This is a genomic window from Chryseobacterium indologenes (assembly GCA_016025055.1).
Lineage (GTDB): Bacteria > Bacteroidota > Bacteroidia > Flavobacteriales > Weeksellaceae > Chryseobacterium > Chryseobacterium indologenes.
Map to the genome: position 1 here is coordinate 514,561 of CP065590.1, position 16,068 is coordinate 530,628.

General features: G+C 36.7%; 11 protein-coding genes and 2 pseudogenes. 5 read left to right on the forward strand and 8 right to left on the reverse strand.

Features of this window, described 5'->3' with window-relative positions; all coding sequences use genetic code 11:
• The first annotated feature begins 1 nt into the window (after position 1).
• A complete protein-coding gene (locus H3Z85_02360; GenBank protein QPQ52360.1) occupies positions 2-1,471 on the forward strand; it encodes a thiol-activated cytolysin family protein in 1,470 nt (489 codons plus the stop codon).
• Between the two features lie 64 nt (positions 1,472-1,535).
• Here H3Z85_02360 and H3Z85_02365 read toward each other — a convergent pair whose 3' ends face one another.
• Complete coding sequence (locus tag H3Z85_02365; GenBank protein QPQ52361.1) at positions 1,536-2,051, reverse strand: thioredoxin family protein; 516 nt, start codon at positions 2,049-2,051, stop codon at positions 1,536-1,538.
• A gap of 110 nt (positions 2,052-2,161) precedes the next feature.
• On the opposite strand from H3Z85_02365, the gene H3Z85_02370 reads away from it, so the two are divergent.
• The 3 genes from H3Z85_02370 to H3Z85_02380 all read left to right on the forward strand — a co-directional run bounded on the left by H3Z85_02370 (position 2,162) and on the right by H3Z85_02380 (position 3,900).
• Complete coding sequence (locus tag H3Z85_02370) at positions 2,162-2,953, forward strand: helix-turn-helix domain-containing protein (protein ID QPQ52362.1); 792 nt, start codon at positions 2,162-2,164, stop codon at positions 2,951-2,953.
• A 151-nt stretch (positions 2,954-3,104) separates the two neighbouring features.
• Positions 3,105-3,530, forward strand: coding sequence for a DoxX family protein (locus H3Z85_02375; GenBank protein QPQ52363.1), 426 nt, complete (start codon positions 3,105-3,107; stop codon positions 3,528-3,530).
• A 16-nt stretch (positions 3,531-3,546) separates the two neighbouring features.
• On the forward strand, positions 3,547-3,900 hold the full coding sequence (locus tag H3Z85_02380; protein ID QPQ52364.1) for a cupin domain-containing protein: 354 nt from the start codon (positions 3,547-3,549) through the stop codon (positions 3,898-3,900).
• 86 nt (positions 3,901-3,986) lie between these two features.
• Here H3Z85_02380 and H3Z85_02385 read toward each other — a convergent pair whose 3' ends face one another.
• Positions 3,987-5,090: a DUF1624 domain-containing protein gene (locus tag H3Z85_02385; GenBank protein ID QPQ52365.1), complete on the reverse strand. Its 1,104-nt coding sequence runs from the start codon at positions 5,088-5,090 to the stop codon at positions 3,987-3,989.
• 252 nt (positions 5,091-5,342) lie between these two features.
• On the opposite strand from H3Z85_02385, the gene H3Z85_02390 reads away from it, so the two are divergent.
• Positions 5,343-6,032: a hypothetical protein gene (locus tag H3Z85_02390; GenBank protein QPQ52366.1), complete on the forward strand. Its 690-nt coding sequence runs from the start codon at positions 5,343-5,345 to the stop codon at positions 6,030-6,032.
• A gap of 38 nt (positions 6,033-6,070) precedes the next feature.
• Here the strand turns inward: H3Z85_02390 and H3Z85_02395 are convergent.
• The 6 genes and pseudogenes from H3Z85_02395 to H3Z85_02420 all read right to left on the reverse strand — a co-directional run bounded on the left by H3Z85_02395 (position 6,071) and on the right by H3Z85_02420 (position 15,966).
• Positions 6,071-7,218, reverse strand: a pseudogene (locus H3Z85_02395) (c-type cytochrome).
• A 6-nt stretch (positions 7,219-7,224) separates the two neighbouring features.
• Complete coding sequence (locus tag H3Z85_02400) at positions 7,225-8,817, reverse strand: hypothetical protein (GenBank protein QPQ52367.1); 1,593 nt, start codon at positions 8,815-8,817, stop codon at positions 7,225-7,227.
• Entirely contained in the window at positions 8,807-10,159 is a 1,353-nt protein-coding gene (locus H3Z85_02405; GenBank protein QPQ52368.1) for a DUF4876 domain-containing protein, read from the reverse strand. Before H3Z85_02405 ends, H3Z85_02400 begins: the two co-directional genes overlap by 11 nt.
• 19 nt (positions 10,160-10,178) lie before the next feature.
• Positions 10,179-12,850, reverse strand: a pseudogene (locus H3Z85_02410) (TonB-dependent receptor).
• Between the two features lie 322 nt (positions 12,851-13,172).
• The gene (gene dnaK, locus H3Z85_02415; protein QPQ52369.1) at positions 13,173-15,071 is read right to left on the reverse strand and encodes a molecular chaperone DnaK; all 1,899 of its coding nucleotides are present in this window, start codon (positions 15,069-15,071) and stop codon (positions 13,173-13,175) included.
• A 190-nt stretch (positions 15,072-15,261) separates the two neighbouring features.
• Positions 15,262-15,966 carry a hypothetical protein gene (locus H3Z85_02420; GenBank protein QPQ52370.1) on the reverse strand — a complete coding sequence of 235 codons (705 nt, stop codon included), beginning with the start codon at positions 15,964-15,966 and terminating at the stop codon, positions 15,262-15,264.
• Positions 15,967-16,068 lie beyond the last annotated feature (102 nt).

The window sequence follows — 16,068 nt, forward strand, 5'->3', positions numbered from 1 at the left end:
AATGAAAAAATTAATGTATATGATGGCAGCCATTTCAATGGTTGCCTTATCAAGTTGTGCTAATGAACTGGATAAACAAGGGAATGAAAAACCTTTGAACCGTACCCCTGAACAGGTAATCAATATTACCTCGTTCGGAACTTATCCATCGGTATTACAATCGGGCAAGAACAGAAGCATGCTGGGCAAAGGAGATCCTGAAACATTTACGGAGACCCGCGAGTTTGAATCTTCAGAATCTATCGTATTGCCCCATTTGCAGATGTATATTTTCCCAGGGTCCCTGCTGAAAGGAAATTCTATACAGGACATGAATTTTAAACCGATTACAGCTTCTGTAAAACCAATTACCGTTTCCATGTCAATTCCGGCATTGAATAAAAAAACCGCATTTACCATAGATAAACCTTCTTTGTCAAATACCAGACAGGTGGTCCAGGATTATATCCAGTCTGCGGACTTTACCCAAAACGGAATATTAAGCTACAGTGTTGAGCAATTTACTTCTTATGATGAGCTTAAAGTGGCTTTCGGGTCTAATGTTAATACAAGATCTTTGTTTGGAAAAAATTCTTCTTCTACCAATATTGAAGAAGGGATGATCACTAAGAGAACGGGGTTCTATGTAAAGTTTTACCAGACGTCATTCACGCTGGATATGGATATTCCATCCGGATCACTGGTTAATGATACCAACCTTGATACCGGAGGTGTAGAACCTGTGTATGTAAGTTCTATATCGTACGGAAGAATGGGAGTTTTGGCCATTGAAACGAATGAACTGGCAGAAACAGCCAGAACGACAATCAATGAAACGTTCAGTAAGTTATTTGTAAAGGGAGAAAGCTATCTTACTCAGGAGGAGAAAAACTTTTTGAACGGGGCTGATTTCAATCTTTATATGATCGGAGGCAGCGGCGTTACGGCAGCGCAGTCTTTCAAAGGATATGAAGCTTTCGTTAATCATGTTTCCAAAGGCACATTTTCAAAAAGCCAGCCGGGAGTTCCTATTTTCTGTACCTATTCTTATTTAAATGATAATTCTCCGGTAAAGACTTCATTTAAATTTGATATTAAAAATCCACCGGTTTATGTAAAACTGGTTAAAGAAAATATCGTAACCAGCAGCCGAATTAAAAATGCGGACATCAAGCTCTACTTTTATTCCAGTAAAAGCCAGACCAATACCATTGCCCACCCCAGCATCCGCTTTGTCATTAATAAAACAACAACGAATGGAGTGAGCGGTAACGGAGATCATTTTACTTACACGACTACCACAGAGCCTATTGTATTGCAAAATGCAGGTTTGAATACCAATATGACCATTCCCAATCAACGTTTATCAAGCCAGCAAGGAGTCTGTAAGCCAAGAGGGCAACATCCTTGTGAATTTATAATCACCAAAACGGAAGATGTAGCATACACCATCGCTCCAAGCGATAAGTACAATTATATTGTGATCAATTAAAAGATCATCGTAATTTTTATAGTTAACCAAAATTCCCCGGACTTCGTCCGGGGAATTTATTTTATTAATTTTTCTTCATAAAAACATTCTGAATCTTCTGGCTTTCTTCTTTTGTCAGCGGAGAAGCTTTTCCCAGCTTGGCAATGAAATCAGATACTTCATCCTGAGTAGCGGGAGATCCCAGGTTTTCACCTTTAGCATTGAAAGAATCAGCCAACACCTCTCCTTTGGAATTTAAGACCAGCCAGAAAGGGAGACCTGCATTTTCACCTTTGAACTTATTCATCAGTTCCTGCCCGCCTGGATTTTCAAGGGCTTTCTTTTCACCTCTTTCCTGAACATCGATGTATGCGATAACAAATCTTTTATCAAAAATAGGCTGTGTTTCCGGCAGGTTCATATTTTTTTCCATCATTTTACACCATTTGCACCATGAGGCATGGAATACCAGCAAAACATTTTTCTTAGCTGCTTTAGCCTCTGTCAGTGCATTATTGATTACAACATCTGCTTTTTCCTGAGCCATTCCCCATTGAAAAAACAATAAAGCTGCAACCAACACGATCTTAGAATATTTCATTTACATTTTGTTTTTTAATTCTCTACGAATGTAAACATTTTCTTTAATTTAGTATATGATAAAAAAATAATCCATCAATCTAATTATTAAAGTTGATACAAACATAAAAAATGGTTGAAATAAAAAAATATTATAATCAGGAAGGCCATTCTGAACCGAGAAGGGTTATTAAGTATACTCTATTCTGGTGCTCAGGAGGAACGGCAGAAATTCTTATTGATGAACATATTTTTGCGTTGAAAACTCATCAGGCAGTCACGATTACCTCGGGACAATATCATCAGCTGATGACTGTAAACGGAGAGGTCATCGCTCTTGAATTTACGCTTGATTTTTTCAGTAAAAGCGACAGCGATATTGAGCTTATCTTTCACAACGGACTTTTCTGCCATTTTGGAATGAACGAAATAATCACGATCCGGAATGCGTCCTTTTTCTCTGAAACCCTTGACAGGATTGAAAAAAAAATCGAGGAAAAACCTTATCAATATCTGATTTCCACTCATTCTATGATTGAATTACTATTGGTAGAAATCAACCGCAGCAAAATTGCCAACGGCGATGAAATCTGGAAACCGGATGCCTTGTTTTTAAAATTTCTGGAGAAGGTACGCCAACATTTTTCAGATAATTATCCGGTAGCTCAGTTTTCAGACTTATTAAATACAACTGAGGCGAAATTGAATGAAGTATCAAAGCTTCACACCCAAAAAACAGCCCAAAACGTCATTTACAGTCTCATCATTTCTGAAGCTAAACGGCTATTGCTCTATGAAAAACTGACCATCAAAGAAATAGCGTATCAACTGGGCTTTAATGATCCCTTTTATTTTTCCAACTTTTTTAAAAAGCATACCTCATTATCCCCCAAAGACTATCAAAAAAACTTAAAAAGATCTTAAGTTCAGACATCCATATCCTTTCCATCTTCAACTTTCAATTCTCAATTTTCCACTCTACTAAATTTTACATGCTTTTCCCGAAATTGTCTATTCTTTAGGCCCTGTTTTTCACTGAACTTTGTCCCTATAATTGAAAACAAAAATTACAGGTATGAAAACCAGACAAGACATCGCCGTTTTCTTATTAAGAATCGCATTAGCAACGGGGTTTTTATCGGCAGTAGCCAGCAGGCTGAATCTTTGGGGAACCCGATCATCCGGATGGAAAAGTTTTGTACAATACACGGCTGAAACCAATTCTTTCCTTCCCTCTTCATTTGCTCCTTTTTTGGCGATCCTGTCAACCATTGCGGAGTTATCTTTCGGACTTCTTCTTCTTGCAGGATATCAGGTAAAAAAAACAGCTCTTTTTGCCGCTGTCCTTAGTCTGTTATTTGCCATGGCGATGAGTATTTCTTTCGGCTGTAAAGAACCGCTGGATTATTCAGTTTTTGTTTTCAGTGCCGGAGCATTTTTATTGAGTACTTTTTCTCAATATCAATGGAGTATTGACCAGATATTACCTCAAAAACAATAATTAAAAATCATTTATCATGCATACCAACATCAACGATTACATCGTAAAAACAACACAAAACGAATGGCAACCTTTAATTGAAAAAGGAATTCATTATGAAGGTATTTTCGTACAATCATTAAAATTTGATCCTGAGAAAAACCGTTCTACCAACATTCTTCTGAAATTTGAACCGGGAGCAAGCTATCCTTATCACAATCATCCGGCAGGAGAAGAACTCTTTATCTTGGAGGGTGAAGCTTTCATTGCAGGTGCCCATCTTGAAAAAGGAGATTTTTTATACACCCCGCCGGGTTTTAAGCATTCAGTAAAATCAGAGAACGGATGTATTATATACTTCATGATTCCTGAAGAAGTTGAAATTCTCTGACAACAGTACTTTATCTGAAAAAAGTAAAGCCACCGTAAATCATTCTTACAGTGGCTTTCTTATATGCCCAGAATATACATTTAAAATCATACACTTTCTTCCATGGAAGTTCTCCGTAACAGAACAAGTGTTTTTCTCTTTCTTATCAGGTCAATACTGATCTGAACTGAAAAAGTAAGAACGATATACAATACAATAAGTACCATCACATAACCTATTTCGTGCTGTCTGTACCCGAATATTCCTTTTCCCCAGGATATCAGAATCCATTGGATCATGTACATGGAAGTCAGATTTTTGCTGCAATATTGTAACAACTGCATGAATCTGTTTTTTTTGACATTTAAGGTGATTCTGAAGATAATCCATAGAAAAATTAACGTCCATCCGGCAAAATAAATAACACCTCCCGGCCCCATATGATAAAAACCATTGTAATTGTATTTGCCATATTTAAAAACCAATGGAGCCACAACAGCTATGAATAAAAGTCCAGCATACAACATATTTTTAAATAATTTTTTGCTGTCGTACTTCAGTTCCTGAAACCATTTCCCAAAGAACATTCCAATAATAATAAAGGACATCCACGGGAAAACAGGAAAATAAACATAAGCAGGATAATCGGTACTAAAAAGAAGATCAAGAATATAATTGATCACCGGTACATCTGCATTAATGCCGCTCACCTCTCTTGAAACGAGTGCTACCAGCAAACCAATTACCAGAATGACATACTTATTTTTAACATACTCTCTAATAAAACCAACAAAAAGCAAAGACATTCCCGCCAGCTGTAAAATATCACCCAGTTGCACCAGATACACATATTGTTGTTCTATCGGGGCATTCCATCCGTATTTCTGAATAAAATTATCAGGAGCAAAGCCAAAGATGAAAGGGATCATAAACTTCATAAAGTTCATAAAAAGTCCGGCTAGTACAAGTAAAACTCCCCGTTTTAAAGCACTGCCGAGGCTTTGGTGGCTTGAAGTCATAAAGGTAATTCCCATACAAATCAGAAAGATAGAAGTCCCTCGTCCAAGGAAAACGATAAAACTTCCTATAGTGGTTTCCGATTGTGATTTTACATTGGCATAAATAAGCAAGGTATGTATAATAATCATTCCCAATACACTCATCCCCTTTATTAAGTCCAACGCAAGTATTCTTTTATTGTATTGTTCCATAGTGTTTAGTTTTTTAAAAACAGATTGATAAATAATATGTACAGAGGTATTTCTCTTAACATTTTTTCATGTATTATTTTAAAATTTTATTTATTCTAAATAAAAACAAATATACAGATAAAATACACATCATTGATTTTTCGATTATATTTTCATAAAAAATTAATAAAGCTCTCACAGAAAGAAGCACCAGTCACTTGTTCTTTCCTTTTGAATCATCTATCTTTGAACTTACCTAAATCACTTAGTTGAATGAATGCAGACTTACAAGCTTTCAGAAAAAATATTCCATGGATAATCAGCGACTCTGATCATTTGGAGTTTTCAGAAATGGAAAAAGGAATTACATTATCTGAAAAATTTACAGAGACATTTCCTGTTCTTACCAATCTCATCAATAATGCAAGAGTACTGGACCTAAAGATTAACGGCCAACCTTATTATCTCCTGTCATGGACTAATAAGGATAATGAGAGCTGTGGTTGGTTAAATAAAATTGAACAAGATTCTTCTCCCTTACCGTTTATCGAAGAGCATCAGTTATTGTTAAATGAAATAGGCGGTATTCAGGAATCTTATCAGCAGCCGGACCGGGCTTTTACCAATAATCAGAATTTCCTGTTTCTCGGATCTGCCTGTTCAACAGGAATTGAAGGTTGGGAGAATTATTACGAAGAAACCTGCGGTCAGGATCAGAAATCACCTATTGACTACAATAGCCTCATCAGTTTTGCGGAAGAAGTTAATGGCAATTTAACATTATATGATCCAAAAACAAAGAGAATTTTACTTTTTGCTCCTGGTCATGCTTTTGAAAATGTTAAGTCTTTGAAAAATCAACCTGAGTATACATTTTATACCATTAATTCCGTCCCTACTTTTGTAGATTACGTAGAAACTTTAGCAACTGAATGGAAAGAAGAAATCAGAACAAGTATATAAAAAAATCTCCTGCTTAATACAGGAGATTTTCAAATCAATTATTTAGTCGTTTTAGGCAATTCCGGCGGGCGCATTTTATATTTGTAGCTGTTCAGAGTTTTCAGAAATGCTACAATATCAAAGACCTCATCGTCTGTTAAATTAAGTTTTTCAATCATTCCGGATTTATGTGGAAACTTCGGATCATTTACCTGGTCTCCTTTCGGAGTTTCCCTTCCCATTCCAGCGTTGTACATCATAACAATATTGGCCAGCTCAGGGAAAAGTCCATTATGCATATAAGGCTTATTCTCTGAAACTTCTCTCAGTGTAGGTGTTTTAAACTTTCCTACATCTTCATTTTTTTGGGTTACAATATATCTTCCCAGGTCTTCATATTTCTTTCCATAGTAGGTAAGTCCTAAGTTATGAAATTTCTGATCTGAAAAATAGGATGTATTGTGGCAGTTAATACAGTTTGCTTTGGTTCGGAATAAGTGAAGTCCGTTAAGTTCAGAATCATTTAAAGCATCTTTTTTCCGGATACAAATTTGTCAAATTTTGAAGGTGGGCTTATCAAAGAACCTTCAAATGTGGCAATAGCTTTGGTGATCTTCTCTTCTGTAACTTCTCCATTTCCGAAGGCTTTTTCAAAAAATGGCTTATATCCCTTAATTTTCCTGATATTTCTTGTAGCAAGAGACATATGAAGATTCATTTCCACAGGATTTTCAATGGGTGCTTTTACCTGTTCTTCCAATGTTCCAGCGCGGCCATCCCAGAAAAAAGTTTTAGCATATCCAATATTCACCAAAGTAGGTGCATTTCTAACTCCCGTCTGACGATCATGACCGAAAGAAACCCTGCTTCCATCTGACCAACCGATTTCAGGATTATGGCAGTTGGCACAGGAAATCTGCCCACTCTTTGAAAGTCTCGGATCGAAGAAAAGCATTTTTCCAAGCTCCATCTTATCTTCTGAATACGGATTATCTTCAGGGAACTTCATTTTGGGTAATGGCCCGATATCCTGAAAACCATCTTTGGCTTCCGGAAATAAATGAGGTGCTGGCCATTTTGACTGGTCACCACTGCTATATAATGTACGCAGTTCTTCAAGGCTATATCCGGTAGGCTTCACCGAAGTATAACTTAATAAACATACTGCTCCTATAATCGCTAAGAAAGCGAGATACCTGTCTTTCATTTCTTTTTAGTAATAAACATTCAGTCCTACAGAGGCCATCTGATTGGCAGCTCCATTGTAATCTACTGCATTTTTATAAGTACTGTTCATTATCCAGATTTGTGTGAAATTTCCAAATAATTCATACCTGATTTTACCGTGGTCAAATATATATCCGGCATTAAAAGCAAGTCCTAACTTAGATGTTGCATCATATGCAAAATCGGGTTGAGCAATCTTTGTTACAAAGATATTCTCTTTTGAACTTTGATAAGGCTGATAATTGAATTCTTTTTCTAACGGAAGATAAAGGGTTTGTGTAATTCCCACAGACAATTTATGAGATGGCATCAGGACAAATTCCTTTTCAGCTCCCAGTCTATAATTAACATAAGAAAGTCTTCTATTCATAACCACAGAAATATCTTTCACATGATTTTTTCCATACGTTGCATCTAATCGAATTTTAAAAGCCTCATTTTTATGATTAAACCATATCACGCTATTCTGCCAGTTCAGATTTTGTTGCTCCAGTCGATAGCTTCTGTATTCTAAAGGATAATTATAATTGGTATCCAACTGATCCATGTAGGTTACCGAAGAGGCCCATTTTTTACCATTATAGTTTCCTAAAAAGTTAAGATAGAAACTATGCAAATCTGTTTTTAACCCTGAATATTTTGTATAATCTTTATGATAAGTATAACTGGCATCCTGATATTCGTAGCCCCGATAAAAACGCTCGACTACATTTTTATAATCATATCCGACTGAGAGATGAGTATTATTACTATTAAAAGCATATTCACCACCCCAGATATATCCTGCTGTTTTATATTCAGAGTATTTATATTGTGTATTACCGATATACTGATTTCCGTACCCTTCATTATATCGTATATAAATACTGTCATTGGCAGGTACATGCAAATTAGCATTCACAAACATAATATTAATGTTTTTATAATGGTTGAGATAACTCATTTTACCAAAAATAGTATGTTGATGCCATTTTAGTCCCACTTTTCCGAAAGCTTTATAGGTATAGTCATCTACCTGAGGTCTCGGGTCAGCATTTTGCCGATAGGATTTGGCATACCGTCCTTCTGCTCCTACCTGGAGGATAACAGGTTTTACAGGATTATAAGCAAACTGTCCGTTGATAAAATAACTTTGTTTCTGCCATCTGGCCGAACGAGGTGCCCAGTAGTAAGAAGGGTTATATATAAATGAGGCATCGGTAGTCCTTTCATCACTCAGGATATAAGGAACATTATCTTCTGCTGTTTTATCAGCCATTAATCTTCCAGAAAGTGCAATTTTAGAATTCAGTTTATAAACTCCTTCAGATCTAAAATTAAAGCTTGTTATTTTATCGGGAGATTGAACTCTTTTAAAGTTTTGTTTTAGTGTGGAAAATTGAAAACTAGTTTGTGAAAAATCCAGTGGTTTAAAAAAAGAAAGATAAGGATTGTCTATCCTGATATTCTTCTCTACCGTACTGATATTGATACTGTCCAAATGTGATGTCTGTGCATAAAGGAACTGACTGCCAAACACAGCCAATCCCACCATCAGGTATTGAAAAACTTGTATCGTTGCTTCTTTCTTATTGCGCATATCCTCTAGGGTTTGCTTTAATCGTTACAAAATCATTGGCTGAGTTATTAGTATCCTGCAAAATAACACGTCCATCAATAATTTCTTTTGTTTTTCTGATCACAGAAAGTCCGGAATAATTGCCCGCTGCCAACCCTAATTTATTGACTACAAATGTTCTGGATGCATCGATATCAAAAGGGAAGTCTTTAGGGGCTTTCTGTTCATCATCTGTGATATCCACTCCATCAATAATGTATTTTTTAGGAATTTGTAAAGTCAAAGAACCTGTGGTGGGAGATTTAGGATTAGCTATTTTCCTCCAGCTGGCAACTTCAGCATCAGAAGCTCTTACAATCCCGATTCCCAACATGGAATTAAGATTAAGCAACAAATCATTAGAAGCGCTTCCCCAATATGTAATCGCCATATCCGGAACCAAAATATTCTGAATATCCCATGCATAAGGCTTTTTACCTATACTTATGTTGTAATCTCCCAGATAAGTTTCAAAATCAGCCTGACTGAGATCAACTGTTTCGTCAGGGTTTTGTATGGCAACGGATTTCCCGTTAATATCATCATATGGGGCTTTATGGTTCACTGCTGTTTGTGCAATGACAATGCTTTTCCCTGGTAAAATCGGATATTGAGATCCTGCACCGGGTATTTTAATAAATGTATTGGCATATACATAATCCGTATTGGCTGAAGAGCCACCTCCTGCAGTCAAGCTCCAGTCAAACTGACCATTAGGCAAAGTATAATTCGTTACATTATTATTAATATTTCCTTCCAGTAACACTACATATAAGCCATCCGCATATATAATCTGGTCAGAGTTGTTATGAATTTCAATAAACTGATCCCTGAAACTGGCTCCGGTTTTGGCATTTGACCCTGCATAATAGTATTGTTTGATAACCAGATCCCCAAGGTTTCCACTGGAAATTCTTACTAAAGCAGCGGAAATATTGGCATTAACCGTTACTTTCTCCTGAAACCCTCCGAAGTGTACAATTTGATAGCTTGTCTGTTCTCCAACCTCTGTTTCATATTCACTTTTCTTCAATTGCAGTTCAGCCCTGATACTATAGTTTCCCGGTAATACTGCATCCAGTTTCAGATCTCCGTTGGCATCTGTCTTTCCTATAATTTTATCGCCGGTAGCAGCATTTTCCATCGTTACGGTTGCATTGGCAACACCTTTATTGGCAACAGCAGGATATTTTGATGCATCATATTTAATATTTACGGTAAATGGTACTGGTTTAATTTCATTCTTTCCTCCGAAATCATCATCTCTGCTGCAACTTATAAGCGCAAAAAACGGAATTATTAACAAAAATATTAATCGTTTCATTATATTCATTTTTATATTATTAAAATCGATATGAAATATTTCCCCCAAAAGAAGTGGAGGTAAAATTACTGTAGACGTATCCTTTTTCGTCATATGCTTTCAAGTTGAAAACATTACTCACATACACGGAAAGCCTGAAGCCACTTAAAAAATCCTTAGTTACTCTCAAGTGAACATTGTGTAGCGTTTTATTATATAAACCTGATAATTTTTCGGCAGTAGGTTTTCTGAAGATATTCTGATATTTGATATTATCTCTTTCCCCCTCTGCAATCATCGTGATCTTTCCGTCATGATCCATGTATCCGACCGGGTAAATATCGTTAGCATTCGTAAAATTACGGTCTGAAAGGAAATGATCGGTTCTAAGGCCTATGATCAATCCTGAAGCGGCCAAGTGGTAATCAAAGCTAAAACTTGCTCTCGCCATGGATGACTTATTTCTGGTGTCATTATATATTCCATACTGAAAAACAGGGTCATTTACTTTAGGATCCTGAAATGTATAAATATCAGAATCCTTTTTACCTGAAGTTTCTACATAACTTGCATTAAAACCTATGACCAGATTGAGTGCTTCTATCTTTTTGAAACTGGCCATAAGCTCAAGCCCTTTATCTACTGATGTAAAGCCATTGACAATTCTGTTCTGGAGATAATTATATTTTTCAGTTCCAACGATCTCGAAAGTAGGTACTTCCGTTCCAGTTATATTGATATTTACTTTAGCCTTATCCATCATCTTAGGAACACTCATCGTTGTAAAACCATCAAATAATCTGTTGTAGTATCCGGTAAGATTAAATGTGGCAAATGGAAACTTGTAATCAATCCCTATTTCTGTTTTCCAGCTTCTTGATGGCTTTAAGTCCGAGTTATCTCCCGGTGTAACAACCGTCTGCATAATAGCTGCTGAATAATATCCGGGCAAACGATAATCTCCCAGCAAAAGGTCATAATATCTTGGAGCAGTGTAAAGCTGATTGAGGGAAGGTGCTTTTGAGGTTAAACCTACTCCTCCTCTTATGGAAAGATTTCCCATCTGATAAGAAGTATTCACCCTGGGCGAAAAAGTTGAAAAAGAATTCTGAAGATCATAACGAAGTCCCAGATTAGCTCTGAAAATATGCCGGCTGGCAAATGCCTTGGTAACATTATCCTGAATATAAACTGCATACTGCTTGCTTGCAAATACATTATCCCGATAATTATAATCCCTCATCCCATTTGAACTTTGCCCGGCTGCCAGAATGGTATTAAATTGTCCTGCTGTTCCATACCTTCCTTTTCCTAAATTATTTCCATATCTGAAATTAACACCTACACTGTAGGAATGCAACCACTTGGATTGGGTTAAACGGGTTCCATCCACGCTAAAATTCGTATAAATATTAAGTGGTTTTCCGTCTGCATATGCCTGATTTTCATAATTTGGTGGTGTATAAGGAGCATAATACACCTGATTACCTGTAGCATTTCCATAAGGACGAGCTCCCTGATTCATCCAGTACCTTCTTTCGGTAAATTGTGTTGCATAACTGATTCCCACATCCCCGCTGATCATTCTGAAAAAGGCTTGCTGCCATTACGCGCAAAGGAATAACTCATATTATTCCCCAGTGAAAAGCTTTTGTTATCTACATTGATAATAACTCCTTTAATATCATCCGGATCCTGTTTACCTTTACTTGTATTGGTAGAAAATGCTGCTGATAGTTTATTTTTAAAACCGCTTTTCCCGTTGGAAGACCAGAGAAGATTTAAAGTAGTTCTGTCATATCCCACCAGGCTTGTTCTTGGATCTGAAAGCGAGTTCATATAATCTGCAGAGACATTAAGGGCATTGTTTTTATTAATTCCAAAACCTTTTGTTACGCCGATCTGGTAAGTTCCTTCTCTTAGTGAGGCATTCAGTCGGAGTGGAGAAGACTTTGCAGTAGTAATTACTTTGATAAGTCCTGAGGTTAAATCGCCATATTTGGCATCAGGAACACCTTGTATCACCTCAATGCTTTCAATATTATCTGTAGGAATTTCTCTGAGATCCACACCGTAGTTGGGCTGTCCGGGCATTAAGTTACCTCCGTTCGTTGAAGTATTAAAACTTAATCCAAACGCGGAGCTGTTCGCAGAGTCATAGCTTTGCATATTTTCGTTGTTGGATAGAGCAATATCGTTAACCATCAACTGTACTCCAAATGCTCTGTTTCCAAAATCGTCACCTCCGGGTATACTTCCTGAACTGGTTACAGAAGAACCGCTGGCTGTTCTGAATACAATATTTTTAAACTGGGTATTATCAAATTGTTGTACATATTGACCCGGAAGTTGCTGAAGCACATCACCAATAGAAAACGACTGAAGATTCTGGAGGGCTTCCTGCTGAATAACAATTTCAGAAAATTGCTTTTTTCTTGCCGTAAGCTGTACGCTTTCAATTCTGATTTCTGATTTTTCCCGGGAAGAACTTTTGGGAGAAAGTATTTTAAGTCGCAATTCATCACCGTCCTTCAGTGTAATGGTTTCTTCCTGATTATGATCATTACGAAAGGTCAATTGACATTTTCCTCTCAGAACTATAGAATGATCATTTTTAGAAAATTCTTGGCACTCCTTCACTCCACCATTAATAAGTTCTACTTTTTGAAGCTTGCCATTGTGGAAGAGCTCAACGGTCTGAGCCGACAACAATCCTCCTGTTGCAAAAAATACAACACCAGCTAATAACGATACTTTCACCCTTAGAATATTTAGAACGGCAAAATTAATTATAATTATTCTAAATAAAAAAAGAAATATAGAATTATTTTAGTTATTATTTCTTAAAACAAATAAAAGTAACTATACAATTCCCTCTATGAAGAATAAAATAATAAAATATTCAAAGGAGGAAACCGGATGATAGGGATGAAAATTATTCTGAGCGGAAACTTCTATAATACAAAACCCCGCAGCAAACAAAGTTTGCTGCGGGGCTTATCTTTATACTTAAAGTGTTCCTTACACTTATTTATTATTTTACTTCTTCGAAGTCTGCATCCTGTACATCATCAGCACCCCCTGCATTACCTCCAGGATTTTGTCCTGCTCCTGCATCAGCACCCGGCTGTTGACCCGCTGCATATAATTCTTCAGAAGCTGCCATCCATGCTGCGTCTAATGCTTCAGTTTTAGCTTTTACGTCATCAACATTTTTAGCTTCGAAAGCAGTTTTCAATTCTCCGTGAGCCGCTTCGATTGCTGCTTTTTTATCAGCAGAAAGTTTTTCACCGAATTCTTTCAATTGCTTTTCAGTCTGGAAGATCAATCCGTCTGCTTTATTGAAGATTTCAACTTCTTCTTTTTTCTTGGCATCCGCTGCAGAGTTTTCCTGAGCTTCTTTTTTCATTCTTTCGATTTCTTCGTCAGAAAGACCTGAAGAAGCCTGGATTTTGATAGACTGCTCTTTACCAGTTCCTTTATCTTTAGCAGATACACTTAAGATACCGTTAGCATCAATATCGAAAGTTACTTCAATCTGAGGAACTCCTCTTGGTGCCGGTGGAATATCTGTAAGGTCAAATCTACCGATTTCTTTATTATCGTTGAACATAGATCTTTCTCCCTGTCCTACTCTGATGCTTACAGCTGGCTGGTTGTCAGAAGCTGTAGAGAATACTTCAGATTTTTTAGTTGGGATGGTAGTATTCGCTTCAATTAATTTTGTGAATACAGAACCCATAGTTTCAATACCTAAAGAAAGTGGAGTAACGTCAAGAAGTAATACATCTTTCACATCACCTGTTAATACACCTCCCTGGATAGCTGCACCAATAGCTACAACCTCATCCGGGTTAACTCCTTTAGATGGTTTTTTACCGAAGAATTTTTCTACTTCTTCCTGGATGATCGGGATTCTTGTAGAACCACCTACCAAGATTACTTCGTCAATATCAGAAGTTGATAAACCTGCATCTTTTAATGCTTTAGCAACCGGCTCCATAGATCTTCTTACAAGATCAGCAGATAATTGCTCGAATTTAGCTTTAGTTAAAGTCTTCACTAAGTGCTTAGGACCTGTAGCTGTAGCTGTAATATAGGGTAAGTTGATCTCAGTCTGTGGAGAAGAAGACAATTCGATTTTAGCTTTTTCAGCTGCTTCTTTCAATCTTTGAAGAGCAATAGCATCAGTTTTTAAATCTACTCCTTCTTCAGCTTTGAATTCGTCAGCCATCCAGTTGATGATCACATCATCAAAGTCATCACCTCCCAAGTGAGTATCACCGTTTGTAGACAATACTTCGAATACACCGTCTCCCAAGTCAAGGATAGAGATATCGAAAGTACCACCTCCAAGGTCATATACTGCGATTTTCTGATCTTTATGATTTTTATCAAGACCGTAAGCTAATGCTGCAGCTGTAGGCTCGTTGATAATTCTTTCTACTTTAAGACCAGCAATTTCACCAGCTTCTTTTGTAGCTTGTCTTTGTGCGTCGTTGAAATAAGCAGGAACAGTGATTACCGCTCTTGTTACTTCTTGTCCAAGATAATCTTCAGCAGTTTTCTTCATTTTCTGAAGAGTCATTGCAGAAATTTCCTGTGGAGTATATTCTCTATCGTCAATTTTTACTTTTACAGTATCGTTTGGCCCGGAAACCACTTTATAAGGTACTCTTGCGATTTCTGAAGCATCATCTTTAAAGTGTGTTCCAATAAATCTTTTGATAGAGTAAACAGTCTTTGTTGGATTCGTTACAGCCTGTCTTTTTGCAGGATCACCTACTTTTCTTTCACCATCTTCTGTGAAAGCTACAATCGAAGGTGTTGTTCTTTTACCTTCTGCATTCGGGATAACAACAGGGTCTTTACCCTCCATCACAGCAACACAAGAGTTGGTTGTTCCTAAGTCAATTCCAATTATTTTACTCATAATATTTTATATTTTTTTCTAATTTTTAATTTAATTTACACTCTCAATTTCTCAATATCTGTACCATTCAAAGTTTTGTGACAAAATGACACAATAAAAATAAAAACCCCGCTTATACCGGGGTTTTGAAATCAGATTCAGGCAAAAACATCATTTTTTTGAACAGGGATATGCCAATCTTCACTCTGAGTTATTTACTTTCTTTTAAAACCTGAATGAGAAAATATCCAACATCAGGATCTACCGGATATATCCTTCCCGTATTGATACCAATACCCATTCCATTCGTGCCAAAACCAACTCCGTCTATACCCAAGCCTGAAAAACTATAAAATTTACTAAACTGTTCCGGCTTCCATTTCACCCACACAGCCATTCCCGTGATCCCTCCTTTTACAATCTTCACTTCTTCACTTTCTTTTAAAGTGATTTTCATAAATGTGTTGTCTCTCACTTCTTTTTTTTCTCCGTTTACTTTAAATTTTGAAGTTTTATCAGTATTCAAAACCGGTTCTCCAATAATATAAACATTGTTTTTTTCAACCCAAAGACTCTGTTGTTTGATATCTGAATCCTCAAGATAATAAGTATCCAAAACCAGTTCAGCGTCATTTTGGTTATCCGCTTCCTTAAAACTTACGACATGATAGGCATTAGCTCCTGATCGTTTCGCCTCATCAGCGATCGCTGTAAACAAATGTCCAAGATACGTGTTGGGGTAATGAGCTTTGTACTGTGCTACAAATGAAGACTTATAGTTGGCTTCGTTCTTTAAAGGAATCATAAATTCCCGGGGAGTCAGATTCTCCAATTTCCCTTTTTCTATTATATCTACATATTGGCTGTAGTTCCAGGTAAACAACTGCAAAAGAAGCACGGTAATAATTTTTTTCATGATTAATTTTTTTTTTGGTTTTCTGAAAATGCTGTTTCACGCCTGGTAGATAAAACATCAGAATTTCTCACCCTGGCCGTCCGTTTTTTCCAAATAAATATA

Coding starts and splice junctions, on each gene's coding strand:
- H3Z85_02420 (QPQ52370.1), bottom strand. CDS start 15,966: ATGAAAAAAATTATTACCGTGCTTCTTTTGCAGTTGTTTACCTGGAAC.
- H3Z85_02400 (QPQ52367.1), bottom strand. CDS start 8,817: ATGCGCAATAAGAAAGAAGCAACGATACAAGTTTTTCAATACCTGATG.
- H3Z85_02390 (QPQ52366.1), top strand. CDS start 5,343: ATGAATGCAGACTTACAAGCTTTCAGAAAAAATATTCCATGGATAATC.
- H3Z85_02375 (QPQ52363.1), top strand. CDS start 3,105: ATGAAAACCAGACAAGACATCGCCGTTTTCTTATTAAGAATCGCATTA.
- H3Z85_02370 (QPQ52362.1), top strand. CDS start 2,162: ATGGTTGAAATAAAAAAATATTATAATCAGGAAGGCCATTCTGAACCG.
- H3Z85_02360 (QPQ52360.1), top strand. CDS start 2: ATGAAAAAATTAATGTATATGATGGCAGCCATTTCAATGGTTGCCTTA.
- H3Z85_02365 (QPQ52361.1), bottom strand. CDS start 2,051: ATGAAATATTCTAAGATCGTGTTGGTTGCAGCTTTATTGTTTTTTCAA.
- H3Z85_02385 (QPQ52365.1), bottom strand. CDS start 5,090: ATGGAACAATACAATAAAAGAATACTTGCGTTGGACTTAATAAAGGGG.
- dnaK (QPQ52369.1), bottom strand. CDS start 15,071: ATGAGTAAAATAATTGGAATTGACTTAGGAACAACCAACTCTTGTGTT.
- H3Z85_02380 (QPQ52364.1), top strand. CDS start 3,547: ATGCATACCAACATCAACGATTACATCGTAAAAACAACACAAAACGAA.
- H3Z85_02405 (QPQ52368.1), bottom strand. CDS start 10,159: ATGAAACGATTAATATTTTTGTTAATAATTCCGTTTTTTGCGCTTATA.